Here is a 12,096-nt window from a genome sequence, read left to right as displayed (position 1 = left end):
CCAAAGCATCATTTGTTAGCTTCTGTACAGGTTATGACCTGCGGCTCTTGATGTGGTTTCTGTTGTCTCAGCAAGCCCAGGCCTGCCGGTGATGAATGGGATCTTTAAAGTTTGCCATGGGACCTGAGCCTCCTTCCTTACGAATCCTGCCGGCGTGCCTCTTTGTTACAACTTGTCAAAAACCATCGGCTGATTTTGAAGTTTTCCTTTTCTGGAACTTTTAAGGTATTCCATCGCATCTCTCTCTGCATATCCGATTCTTTCCGGAATTTTCATTTCTTTCAACTTCCACTTCATCAATTTTCTTTGATTCATCTGCCTTTTTCAAATTCAGTTATTTCTTCCGAAATTTTTGATTCTGAAACAAGCTTTTGAATTTTAGAATTTCGATTCTGCTTCTTTTGATTTACTTTGTTTTCCCTGTTTCCTCGGTATGTTTTTTAGAAAGAAACTTTCAATGAAATTGACCTTAAGCCTTTAGAAAAGATCTTCAAAACTTTGTAGCCGAACCTTTTGAGAAGTGGGCTCTTGGAGTTTCTATCTCCTTATCTCCGGCTGTTTTCTTTCTGTGACTATACTATACCACGGCCTTAGGCGAACGTCTATTCGCAAACCCGACAACCTTACAAGGATTTATTTGTGCATAAATTGAGTTGAAAGTACATTGACAGATATGGTATAATAAATTTGTTCGGTGTACCTAAACGAGAAAGCCCGCAGGCCATTGGTCTGCGGGCTTGTTGCATTTATACGGTAAAACGATGCTTTTTGCCTTACATGCTCTCGGGTACGTTGATCTTGAACATGGTCAGAGCGTTGCGCAGCACGTCGCGGACGCCCAGGCAGAGGGCGATGCGGGCCTGCTGGACGGCATCCTCGGCACCCAGAATGCGGCAGGCGCCGTAGAAGCGGTGGAAGGCGCTGGCCACGTCGATGGTGTAGCGGGTGATGCGGGCGGGGTCATACTTTTCGGCGGCCGCGGCGATCTCGGCGGGGAAGGCGGCGATCAGGCGCAGCAGGGACTGCTCGGCGGGATCGGTCAGCACCGAGGCATCCACGGTGTCGCTACCGCGGAAGGTGACGCCCTCCTGCTCCAGCTTTTTCAGGATGGAGCAGATGCGGGCATGGGCGTACTGAACGTAGTAGACCGGGTTGTCGCTGTCGTTCTTGACGGCCAGGTCCAGGTCAAAGTCCAGGGTGGAGGAGCTTTCCCGCTGGTTGAAGAAGAAGCGGGCGGAATCGATGGGCACATCGTCCAGCAGATCGGTCAGGGTGATGGCCTTGCCGGTGCGCTTGCTCATGCGGACGGGCTTGCCGTCGCGGATGAGGTTGACCATCTGCATCAGTACCACATCCAGACGGTCGCCGTCCAGACCGATGGCGTCCATGGCGCCCTTCATGCGGGCCACGTGGCCGTGATGGTCGGCACCCCAGACATCGATGGCCTTGTCAAAGCCGCGGACAGCCAGCTTGTTGTAGTGGTAAGCGATGTCGGCGGCAAAATAGGTGGGAATGCCGTTGGCGCGGACCAGGACCTCGTCCTTGGCCTCCTCCTCGGTGCCGTCGTCGGTCTTTTTCTTGTTGGCCACACCGTACTTGGAGCTGTACTGGGCGCTCTTGTACATGATGGCGCCGTCCTCTGCCTTGTAGCAGGCGCCCTTGTCCAGCAGCAGCTGAACGATATCGTTCACCGCGCCGCTCTCATGGAGGGTGCTCTCATGGAACCACACGTCGTACTCGATGCGGTACTTGCCCAGATCGCGCTGGAGCCCGGCGATGTTCTTGGGCAGAGCGTCGGCGGTGATGGCTTCTTTCAGCTCCTCAAAATCGGCGTTGACGTAGCTGTCGCCGTGGACGGCGGCAAACTCCTTGGCACGCTCGATGATGTCGGCGCCCTGGTAGCACTCCTCGGGCAGGGGGCAGGCCTCCTCGCCCTTGTACAGCTGCAGGTAGCGGATGGCCAGGCTTTTGCCGAACTTCTGGATCTGGTTGCCCGCATCGTTGATGTAGAATTCGCGGGTCACATCGTAGCCGGCCCAGTCCAGGCAGGCGGCCAGGCAGTCGCCCAAGGCGCCGCCCCGGGCGTTGCCCATGTGCATGGGACCGGTGGGGTTGGCGGAGACGAACTCTACATTATATTTTTTGCCCTTGCCTGCATCGGTGCGGCCGTAGTCCTGGCCGGCGCAGGCAGCGCGCAGCACAGAGGTGAACCAGCCGTCGCCCAGGAAGAAGTTGATGAAGCCGGGGCCCGCGATCTCCACGCGGGCGAAGAGGCTGCCGTTCAGATCGAGGGCGGCAACCACAGCCTCGGCGATCTGGCGCGGTGCCTTGTGGAAGGCACGGGCGCCCACCATGGCAAGGTTGGCGGCCACGTCGCCGTTTTTGGTGTCGGCCGGGATCTCCACAATGAAATCCGGCAGATCGGTCTTGGGCAGGGCACCGGCATCCATGGCGGCGCAGGCAGCCTTGGTCAGCAGGTCGCGGGCGGCGTCCAGCGCAGTCTTGCGGGGGTTGTAGTTGCGGTAATCGGTCATGAAAAACGCTCTCCTTTGCAGTATTTACAATTCTTTTGGTCTTTGGGCGTCACGAGACGCTGTCCGGTTCCGGCCGGGGCAGCGGCGTCACGTGAATGTCCACCAGATTCCGGCTGATAAAGTCCTCGCTGCCCGAATCCAGCGTGTAGCTGAACTTGACGTGGCCGCCCTCCTGATTGAGTTCATGCTCGATCTCATCGGCGGCAACGCCCAGGGAGACGGCACCGTAGCCGGTCTCGTAGTGGCAGAGATGGCGGGTGCCCTTCTCGATGACCAGCTGGCTCTGGGCCTTGCCATAGCGCATCATGGCCACCCGGCGGGCATCCTCCGAGATCTTGACCGTGGTGGTGCAGCCGTCGTAGCCGGTGGCCTCGGTCTCCTTATATATGATATAGAAATTTCCGTCCCTTTGCAAAAAGCTGCCGTGGGTCATCAACTCCACACTGTCGCTGTGGCCGTCCTGCTCCATGGTGCCTTTGATCGTGATCAGATAATTTTCTTCCATGTTCTGTTTACCTGCCTGTGTTAGGGTTTGGGCGGCCAAGCGTACTGCTCAATGGCGATCTGGGTCACGGGGCCGCCGCCGTATTTGCCCAGAAACAGCGCCTCCGCCTCGGCGAAGCTTTCGGTGGTGTCGCTGACGTAAAATTCCGCCTGTCCGCCCTCGGTCCTGCCGCTGAGCAGTTCCAGCGCGTCCAGGGCATCCACCAGCGCATCGGCGGTGGATTTGCCGGGGTCGATGAGGGCAACGTCGGGCCCCATGAACTCCCGGATAAAGCCTTCCAGCAGGGGATAGTGGGTGCAGCCCAGGATCAGGGTGTCGATGCCGGTGTCCCGCAGCTCGGTGAGGTAATCGGCAATGACCAGCCGGGTGACGGGGTTGCCCTCGTTGATGTAGCCGTTTTCCACCAGCGGCACAAAGAGGGGACAGGCCTTGGCGAACAGCTGGGCGCCGGGCACCAGCTCCTTCAGCAGGTGCTGATAGCTGCCGCTGCGGATGGTGGCCTGGGTGCCGATGACTCCGATGCGGCCGTTTCTGGTGGTAGCGGCGGCCCGGCGGGCGGTGGCGCCCACCACGCCGGTGAAGGGCACCGGCAGCTGGGAAGCCTCAGCGGGCGGGTAGGTCGAGCTGACCGTTCCGCAGGCGGCGACGATGAATTTCACATCCTTGGACAGCAGAAAGCCGATGTCCTGGCGGGCATACTGGACGATGATGTCCCGCCCGCGGGAGCCGTAGGGCACGCGGCCGGTGTCGCCGAAGTAGACGATATCCTCGCCGGGCAGTACCCGCCGAAGCTGACGCACGGCGGTGAGGCCGCCGAGGCCGCTGTCAAATACGCCGATGGGACGGTTATCCATAGCTCAATAAGCACCCTTTCTTTTGGCAAGCGCCAGACCGATGAGGCGGTCCACCAGGTCGGAGAAGCCCACGCCGTCGTGTTCCATCAGCTTGGGGTACATGCTGATGGCGGTAAAGCCGGGCAGCGTGTTCAGCTCGTTGCACAGCACGCGGCCGGTGCCCTTTTCCACAAAGAAATCGCAGCGGGAAAGTCCGGTGCAGCCCAGGGCCAGAAATGCTTTTTTGGCCAGGGAGGCAACTTCATCCAGTTTCTCCTCGCTCAGGCGGGCGGGGATGAGGACCTGGGACACGCCGTTTTTGTATTTGTCGTCGTAGGTATAGAACTCGGCGCCGGCCAGGATCTCGCCGGGACGGGTGACGGTGACGCCGGTCTCGGGATTGCCGAAGGCGGCGCATTCCACTTCCTGCCCGTCGATGAACTCCTCAAACACCACCTTGGTGTCCTCGGCCAGGGCAACGCGGACGGCCTTTTTGAGGGCTTCCCGGTCGGCGGCCTTGCTGATGCCCACGCTGGAGCCCGCGTTGGCGGGCTTGACAAAGATGGGGTAGCTGAGAACGCTCTCCACCCGGCTGCACAGGGCCTCGGGGTCATCGGCCTCCTCGGCGGGGGCCCAGCACCAGCGGCAGTGGGGCACGCCGGAGGCATCCATCATGGTGTTGGCCACGGCTTTGTCCATGCAGACGGCGCTGGCCAGCACGCCGCATCCCACATAAGGAATGCCCGCCACCTCAAACAGGCCCTGGATGGTGCCGTCCTCGCCGTTTTTGCCGTGGAGCACGGGAGCCGCCACATCAATGCGGATGCGGGTCACGGTGCCGTCGGGGGCAAACTCCAGCAGGCCGTGGTCGCCGCGGTCGGGGCTGAGCACACAGGGACGGCAGGAGGCATCCTGCTCCCAGCTGCCGTCGGCCATGGCGTCGGCGCTGCCGTCAAAACGCAGCCAGCGGCCGTCCTTGGTGATGCCCACGCGCACCACCTCGTATTTGCTGCGGCAGGGCTCGGCAGACAGGGCGCGGACCCAGGCGGCAGCCGACACACAGCTGACCTCGTGCTCGCTGGAGACGCCGCCGAAGAACAGCGCCACGCGCAGCGTATCGTTAGTCGAATTCGACATAAACGCATATCTCCCTTCCTATAACATACCCGGCGTTTTTTCTGCGCGCAGGCATGTTCAGCTTATCATACCATACTTATGCGCCCGTTGCCATAGATTTTACGCAAAAAAATTGACTTGCGGCGGAGAAATGCCCCTTGACATCGGCAGGTGGGCGTGGTAAACTAATCGCTGTAAAAAAAGCAGCGACCGGCGTTGGACGCCGTCGGCTCACCTTGCGGATATCCCATAAGGGACAGTATCCCGGGTCATTACGGAGTGCGATTCCCCTTTTTGCGGGCATTGTGCGTTTGTATGAGTTTGGCGGCTGCTTGGTACTGGCAGCCGCTTTTTGTATGCAATTTCCCAATGATATTTGTGACGGAGGTGTGTTCCCATCGCCAGCAACAGCAATTCCAAGGAACTGGAAATCAATGAGCGGATCCGAGACAAGGAGGTCCGTCTGATCGGCGCCGACGGCCAGCAAATGGGCGTCATGAGCCCACGCGACGCGCTGCGTCTTGCGCAGGAGCGTGATCTTGACCTGGTCAAGGTCGCGCCGCAGGCAAAACCCCCGGTATGCAAGATCCTGGACTACGGCAAATACCGGTTCGAGATGCAGAAAAAGGAGAAGGAAGCCCGTAAAAACCAGAAGGTCGTCGAGCTGAAAGAAATTCGCCTTTCTCTGAACATCGATACCAACGACTTCAACACCAAAGTGAACCAGGCGCTCAAGTTTCTGCAGCAGGGCCACAAGGTGAAGGTCTCCATCCGGTTCCGCGGCCGCGAGATGGCGCACACCAATCTGGGCATCGACGTGGAGAAGCGCTTTGCCGAGGCGCTTGAAGGCAAGGCTGTCATTGACAAGCAGCCCAAGCTCGAAGGACGCAGCATGATGATGTTCCTTTCGCCCAGCCCGAACAAGTAAACACGCTTTTAGGAGGAAACTGAAAATGGCTAAAATGAAGCTCAAGACCCTTTCCGGCGCCAAAAAGCGCTTTAAGATGACTGCCAGCGGCAAGATCAAGCGCAACGCCACCAAGCGCCGCCATATCCTGACCAAGAAGACCACCAAGCTCACCCGCGGCCTGCGTATGAACCACTACGTGGACAAGACCAACGAGGCTACCGTCCGCAAGATGATGCCCTACGGCGGCTGAGCCAATCCGGGTTCGGGAACTGATATCGAGAGTATAAAGGAGATAGAATACAATGGCACGTATCAAAGGCGCTACCATGACGCATAAGCGTCGTACCAAGACCCTCAAGCTGGCCAAGGGCTACTACGGCTCCAAGAGCAAGCATTTCCGCATGGCCAAGCAGGCCGTCATGAAGAGCGGCAACTACGCATTCGTCGGCCGCAAGCTGAAGAAGCGTCAGTTCCGCAGTCTGTGGATCGCCCGCATCAACAATGCGGTCCGTCCCCAGGGCATGAACTACTCCACCTTCATGAACGCCCTCAAGAAGTCCGGCATCGAGCTCAACCGCAAGATGCTGTCCGAGATGGCCATTCACGATCCTCAGAGCTTCGCCGCTCTGGTCGAGACTGCCAAGAAGGCTCAGGCGTAAATCATAAAGACAAAGCAGACGCACGCGCACGCGTGCGTCGCTTTTGTGTTATAGGGGAAAATACAGCCGGCCTGCCCGGCGGATACGGGGAAAATCAGTGAACGAGACCATTACCAGCCGAGACAACGAAAAAGTCAAGCACGCCTGCCGCCTGCGGGATGAGGAGGCGCGCCGCACCGCGGAAGGCCTCTTTTTTGCCGAGGGTCCAAAGCTCTGCCTGGAGCTGTCGGCGGCCTGCCGCTGCACTGCCTGCTTTGCCACACAGCGGGCCCTGGACCGCACGCCCGAGCTGGCAAAGTTCGACAGCGTGACCTGGCCGGTGGCCGATCACGTGGCGGATAAGCTGTCCTCCACCAAAAACAGCCAGCAGGTGTTCTGCCTGTTTAAGCTGCCCCATCCCGGCCCCGAGGCCCTGGCCGGTGCCCGGCGCATCCTTGCCTTGGAGCGGGTGCAGGACCCGGGCAATGTGGGCACCCTCATCCGCAGCGCGGCGGCCTTCGGGTTTGACGCGGTGCTGCTGGACAGGGGCTGTGCCTCACCCTTTTCTCCCCGGACGCTGCGTGCCTCCATGGGGGCCGCGGCGCGCATTCCGGTGGTTGTCACCCGGAACCTGCCCGGGGAACTCACCGCCCTGCGGCAGCGGGGCGTAACCTGCCTGGCCACCGCCCTGCGTGGTGCCGTGCCGCTGGATACGGTGGGACGGGAGTTTGCAGGCGGACTCTGTGTGGTCATCGGCAGCGAGGGCCAGGGGCTGACCGACGCTGCCATAGATGCCTGCGACCAGGCGGTGAAGATCCCCATGACCGACCGGGCGGAGAGTCTCAACGCCGCGGTGGCAGGCAGCGTCCTGCTGTGGCATTTCCGGGGCTGCTGAGCCGAAACGGGGGAGAGGCATGGAAAACATACTCTACTGGCTGTGGATGACTGACGTGCTGGGCATTGCCTCGCCGTCGGCCGGCCTTGCCCTGAGACGGTACGGGGATGCCCGCAGCTTTTACACCCAGATCCGGGCGGGGCTGCGGCCGGATTTCCTGACCCGGGGCGCCCTGACCCGTGCCCGGGGGCTGGAACCTGCCGACCTGTCGGACCGGCTGGCCGACTGTGAAGCCATCGGTGCGGCCATCCTGACGCCGGAGGACCCCGACTATCCCCGGCGCCTGCTGGACCTGCCCGACCTTCCCCTTGTATTATATGTAACAGGCCGCACCGATTGCCTCAACGGCAGACGGTATGTCTCCATGGTGGGCACCCGCCGCCCCACGCCCTACGGCCGCCGTGCCTGCGGGGAGATCTCCCGCGCACTGGCAGAGCAGGGAGTGGTGCTCATCAGCGGTCTGGCCGACGGCCTGGACGGAGAAGCCCACAAGGCCGCCGTGGACTGCGGCATGGAGACCATTGCCTTCCTGGGCACCGGCATTGACAAAACCTACCCGGCGGCCAACGCGCCCCTGCGAGGGAAAATGGAGCAGCAGGGCGGTGCAGTGGTCAGCGAGTACCCGCCGGGCTTTTCCGGCAAGATGCAGGGGACCTTTCTGGCACGCAACCGGCTGATCGCGGGCATGGGGGAGGTCCTGTGCGTCTGCGAGGCCAGCCTGCGCAGCGGGACCCTCAATACGGTGGGCCATGCAGAGCGATACGGCCGGCCCGTCATGGCGGTCCCGGGCAGCATTTTCAGCCATACCAGCGCGGGCACCAACGCCCTGCTGGCGGAGGGCAGAGGGCGGATCCTCCGCAGTGCCGAGGATGTCTGCCGGGTTTTGGGACTTGCGCCGGAGGCCGATCTGTGGCAAAATGACCCCGGGGACCATACAGATTCCGATCTGTCGCCCACGGCACGCAAGGTGCTGGAGGTGCTGGGCCCCGACCCCATGTACCTGGAGGATATCTGCCGCGCCGCGCAGCTTCCCGCTGCCCAGGTGCTGGCAGCCTATACCGAACTGGAACTGGCTGGCGCCGCCCTGCCGGGGCCTGGACGCAGCCTGACAGCCGCCCGGTGAAAAGATCGTTTCCAGGCGGGCATATTTGTATCAAGCCGGATGTTTGTGCTCCGGCAGACCAGCGCCGCCGCTGTTTCGGCGGCCTCAGACAGGAGTGTCATCACACATGGCAAAGTTAGTCATCGTGGAATCCCCCGCCAAGGCAAAGACCATCGGCAAATACCTTGGCAAAGACTACAAGGTCACGGCAAGCATGGGCCATATCCGCGACCTGCCCGCCTCCCAGCTGGGCATCGACGTGGAGAACGGCTACACGCCGCGCTATATCACCATCAAAGGCAAGGAAAAGCTGGTCCGTGAGCTCAAGGACGAGGCCAAGCACGCCGACGGCGTACTGCTGGCCACCGATCCGGACCGCGAGGGAGAAGCCATCAGCTGGCATCTGGCCAACGTACTGGGGCTGGACCCGTCCCAGCCCAACCGCGTCACCTTTGACGAGATCACCAAGAAAGGCGTGCAGGAGGGCATGGCTCATCCCCGGGCCATCGATATGGACCTGTTCAATGCCCAGCAGGCCCGGCGTGAGCTGGACCGCCTGGTGGGCTACAAGCTGTCGCCCTTTCTGTGGCGCAAGGTCCGCCGGGGCCTTTCCGCCGGACGGGTGCAGAGCGTGGCTGTGCGCCTGATCCGGGACCGGGAGCTGGAAATCGAAAAGTTCGTCCCCGACGAGTACTGGAACATCGACGCCGAGTTCGGCCAGGGCCGCACCGCCTTCACCGCCCGGCTGGCCGCCGATGCCGCGGGCAAAAAGCTGGCAGTCACCAACAAGGACCAGGCCGACGGCATTCTGGCTGCCCTGGAGGGCAAGACCTACACCGTCACCCAGGTGGACAAGGGACGCCGCCGCCGTGTGCCGCCGCCGCCCTTCATCACCTCCACCCTGCAGCAGGAGGCCAGCCGCCGCTACGGCTTCTCGGCTACCCGCACCATGCGGGCCGCCCAGACGCTGTATGAAGGCGTGGAGATCGCCGGTCACGGCGCCATCGGCCTCATCACTTATATGCGTACCGACTCGCTGCGCGTCTCCGACGAGGCGGTGGCCGCGGCCAAGGAGTATATCGGCGGCCGCTGGGGCGAGCGCTATATCTGCAAGACCAAGCGCAAGTACAAGTCCCGCTCCGCCACCGCCGCCCAGGACGCCCATGAAGCCATCCGTCCCTCGGTGCCGGGTCTGACCCCCGACGAGGTGGATGGCAGCCTGACCGGCGACACCGCCAAGCTCTACCGTCTGATCTGGAGCCGCTTTATGGCCAGCCAGATGGCGGACTGTGAGCAGGATACCGTCTCGGTAGGCATCACGGCGGGGAATTACCTCTTCCGTGCCAGCGGCTACCAGGTGGCTTTTGACGGCTACACCGCCCTTTATGAGGAGGCCACCGACGACAAGGAGAAAAAGGAGACCGCCCTGCCTCCCCTGGAACAGGGCCAGACCCTGCCTCTGGAAAAGCTCCATGCCGACCAGAAATTCACCCAGCCGCCGCCGCTCTACACCGAAGCTACCCTGATCCATGCCCTGGAGGAAAACGGCATCGGCCGTCCTTCCACCTACGCCCCCATCATCACTACCATCGTCGACCGCGGCTATGTGGAGCGCGACGGCAAAAAGCTGCGCACCACTCCTCTGGGCCAGGCGGTGAACAGTGTTATGCTGGATCAGTTCCCCGATATCGTGGACGTGACCTTCTCCGCCGATATGGAGAAGAAACTGGATACCGTGGAAAACGGCAAGGCCAACTGGGTGGACACGGTGGACGAGTTCTACAAGGGCTTTGCCAAGAGCCTGGAAAACGCGGAAAAGAACATGGAAGGCAAGCGGGTCAAGGTGGCGGACATCCCCACCGATGAGATCTGCGACAAGTGCGGCAAGCCCATGGTCATCAAGTCGGGCCGCTACGGCAAGTTTTTGGCCTGCAGCGGCTTCCCCGACTGCAAGAACACCCGCCCCCTGGTCAAGGATACCGGCGGACTCTGCCCCCTGTGCGGCGGCCATATGCTGGTGCGCAAGAGCGCCCGCGGCCGCGTCTATTACGGCTGCGGCAACTATCCCAACTGCAAGTTCATGACCTGGGACGAGCCGGTGCCCGAGACCTGCCCCAAGTGCGGCGCCACGCTGTTCAAGAAAAAGGGCATGCTCTACTGCGCCAAGGAAGGCTGCGGCTTTGAAAAACCGGTGGAGAAAAAATAACCTCCCCGATGGGAAAGGAACCTCTATGCAAGTAAACGTTCTGGGCGCCGGACTGGCCGGCAGTGAGGCCGCCCTCTGGCTGGCGGACCATGGTGTGGCCGTGGATCTGTACGAGCAGAAACCCGCCCGTTTTTCCCCCGCCCACAAAAGCGCCGGCTTTGCCGAACTGATCTGCTCCAACTCCCTCAAGGCGGAGCGCCCCGACTCGGCATCCGGCCTGCTCAAGCTGGAGATGCGGGCCATGGGCTCCCATCTTCTGGACGCCGCTGAGACCGCCCGTGTGGCGGCGGGCGGCGCCCTGGCAGTGGACCGGGACAAGTTCTCGGAGGCCGTCACCCAAATGGTGGAAAACCACCCCGGCATCACGGTGCACCGTGAGGAAGTCACCTCCCTGCCGGAGGACCGGCCCGTTCTGGTTGCCACCGGACCCCTGACCGACGGCAGGCTGGGGGAGGCCATTGCATCCCTCACCGGCAGCCACCGGCTCAGCTTTTATGATGCGGTAGCCCCCATCGTTACGGCGGAGAGCCTGGACATGGACCGCATTTTTGCAGCCTCCCGCTATGGCCGGGGAGAAGCCGACTACCTCAACTGCCCCTTCAATAAGGAAGAGTACGAGGCCTTCTATACCGCCCTGGTCAGCGCCGAGCGGGCACCGCTTCATGACTTCGACACCCCCATGACCGTCTACGAGGGGTGTATGCCCATTGAGGTGATGGCGGGCCGCGGAGCGGATACCATCCGGTACGGCCCCCTGCGCCCGGTGGGCCTGCGGGACCCCCGCACCGGCCACCGTCCCTGGGCCAACGTCCAGCTGCGGGCGGAAAATACCGGCCGCACCCTGTACAACCTGGTGGGCTTCCAGACCAACCTCAAGTGGGGGGAGCAGAAGCGGGTCTTCTCCATGATCCCTGGTTTGGAGCATGCGGAGTTTGTGCGCTACGGCGTCATGCACCGCAATACCTTCCTGGACAGCCCGGCGGTACTCACCGACGCCCTCTGCCTGCGGGAGCATCCCAACGTCTTTTTTGCCGGGCAGATCACCGGCTTCGAGGGCTACATGGAGAGCGCGGCCTCGGGACTGCTGGCCGCCCGCAGCCTGTATGCCCGGCTGCGGGGCCTCCCCTGGACGCCCCCGCCGGAAACCACGATGTGCGGCGCACTGATCCGTTACATCACCACAGCCAACAAAGATTTCCAGCCGATGGGCGCCAACATGGGCATTCTGCCCCCGCGCCCCGATATCCGGGACAAGCGGGAACGCTATGCCGCTCTGTCCGAGACCGCGCAGGCGGCCATGGCCGGGTGGGTCCGCGACAGTGAAGGCCCTGCCCAGTGTCAATGATTTGAAAGAGAG

At 61.7% G+C, this 12,096-nt stretch carries 11 protein-coding genes; 7 read left to right on the top strand and 4 right to left on the bottom strand.

The features are described 5' to 3' along the window. Positions 1–773: 773 nt before the first annotated feature. From argS to INF35_RS10315, 4 genes are read right to left on the bottom strand one after another with little or no spacing between them, the layout of a single operon-like run. On the bottom strand, positions 774–2,534 hold the full coding sequence (argS, locus tag INF35_RS10330) for an arginine--tRNA ligase (RefSeq protein WP_193502195.1): 1,761 nt from the start codon (positions 2,532–2,534) through the stop codon (positions 774–776). A 49-nt stretch (positions 2,535–2,583) separates the two neighbouring features. Continuing rightward, positions 2,584–3,039 (bottom strand): DUF1934 domain-containing protein, encoded by a 456-nt coding sequence (locus INF35_RS10325; protein WP_193502193.1) that lies wholly within the window; start codon positions 3,037–3,039, stop codon positions 2,584–2,586. A gap of 20 nt (positions 3,040–3,059) precedes the next feature. Next, a complete protein-coding gene (murI, locus tag INF35_RS10320) occupies positions 3,060–3,893 on the bottom strand; it encodes a glutamate racemase (RefSeq protein WP_193502191.1) in 834 nt (277 codons plus the stop codon). 3 nt (positions 3,894–3,896) lie between these two features. After that, positions 3,897–5,009, bottom strand: coding sequence for a D-alanine--D-alanine ligase family protein (locus INF35_RS10315; protein ID WP_193502189.1), 1,113 nt, complete (start codon positions 5,007–5,009; stop codon positions 3,897–3,899). A 403-nt stretch (positions 5,010–5,412) separates the two neighbouring features. Between INF35_RS10315 and infC the strand changes: the two genes are divergently transcribed. The 7 genes from infC (at position 5,413) to trmFO (ending at position 12,084) form a co-directional block, all read left to right on the top strand. Beyond that, positions 5,413–5,916 carry a translation initiation factor IF-3 gene (infC, locus tag INF35_RS10310; protein ID WP_207728312.1) on the top strand — a complete coding sequence of 168 codons (504 nt, stop codon included), beginning with the start codon at positions 5,413–5,415 and terminating at the stop codon, positions 5,914–5,916. A 25-nt stretch (positions 5,917–5,941) separates the two neighbouring features. Next, positions 5,942–6,148: a 50S ribosomal protein L35 gene (gene rpmI / locus INF35_RS10305; protein ID WP_193502187.1), complete on the top strand. Its 207-nt coding sequence runs from the start codon at positions 5,942–5,944 to the stop codon at positions 6,146–6,148. Between the two features lie 52 nt (positions 6,149–6,200). Further along, the gene (gene rplT / locus INF35_RS10300; RefSeq protein ID WP_193502185.1) at positions 6,201–6,557 is read left to right on the top strand and encodes a 50S ribosomal protein L20; all 357 of its coding nucleotides are present in this window, start codon (positions 6,201–6,203) and stop codon (positions 6,555–6,557) included. A 97-nt stretch (positions 6,558–6,654) separates the two neighbouring features. Next, positions 6,655–7,431: a TrmH family RNA methyltransferase gene (locus INF35_RS10295; RefSeq protein ID WP_193502183.1), complete on the top strand. Its 777-nt coding sequence runs from the start codon at positions 6,655–6,657 to the stop codon at positions 7,429–7,431. A 19-nt stretch (positions 7,432–7,450) separates the two neighbouring features. Next, on the top strand, positions 7,451–8,554 hold the full coding sequence (gene dprA / locus INF35_RS10290; RefSeq protein WP_193502181.1) for a DNA-processing protein DprA: 1,104 nt from the start codon (positions 7,451–7,453) through the stop codon (positions 8,552–8,554). A gap of 106 nt (positions 8,555–8,660) precedes the next feature. Continuing rightward, positions 8,661–10,739, top strand: coding sequence for a type I DNA topoisomerase (topA, locus tag INF35_RS10285; protein ID WP_193502179.1), 2,079 nt, complete (start codon positions 8,661–8,663; stop codon positions 10,737–10,739). Positions 10,740–10,764: 25 nt separating this feature from the next. Then, a complete protein-coding gene (gene trmFO, locus INF35_RS10280) occupies positions 10,765–12,084 on the top strand; it encodes a methylenetetrahydrofolate--tRNA-(uracil(54)-C(5))-methyltransferase (FADH(2)-oxidizing) TrmFO (protein ID WP_193502177.1) in 1,320 nt (439 codons plus the stop codon). Positions 12,085–12,096 lie beyond the last annotated feature (12 nt).

The organism is Gemmiger gallinarum (genome assembly GCF_014982805.1).
Classification (GTDB): Bacteria; Bacillota; Clostridia; order Oscillospirales; family Ruminococcaceae; genus Gemmiger; species Gemmiger gallinarum.
This window is presented reverse-complemented; position numbering and strand designations above follow the sequence as displayed.

Coding starts and splice junctions, on each gene's coding strand:
- INF35_RS10325 (WP_193502193.1), bottom strand. CDS start 3,039: ATGGAAGAAAATTATCTGATCACGATCAAAGGCACCATGGAGCAGGAC.
- INF35_RS10315 (WP_193502189.1), bottom strand. CDS start 5,009: ATGTCGAATTCGACTAACGATACGCTGCGCGTGGCGCTGTTCTTCGGC.
- topA (WP_193502179.1), top strand. CDS start 8,661: ATGGCAAAGTTAGTCATCGTGGAATCCCCCGCCAAGGCAAAGACCATC.
- rplT (WP_193502185.1), top strand. CDS start 6,201: ATGGCACGTATCAAAGGCGCTACCATGACGCATAAGCGTCGTACCAAG.
- dprA (WP_193502181.1), top strand. CDS start 7,451: ATGGAAAACATACTCTACTGGCTGTGGATGACTGACGTGCTGGGCATT.
- trmFO (WP_193502177.1), top strand. CDS start 10,765: ATGCAAGTAAACGTTCTGGGCGCCGGACTGGCCGGCAGTGAGGCCGCC.
- rpmI (WP_193502187.1), top strand. CDS start 5,942: ATGGCTAAAATGAAGCTCAAGACCCTTTCCGGCGCCAAAAAGCGCTTT.
- murI (WP_193502191.1), bottom strand. CDS start 3,893: ATGGATAACCGTCCCATCGGCGTATTTGACAGCGGCCTCGGCGGCCTC.
- argS (WP_193502195.1), bottom strand. CDS start 2,534: ATGACCGATTACCGCAACTACAACCCCCGCAAGACTGCGCTGGACGCC.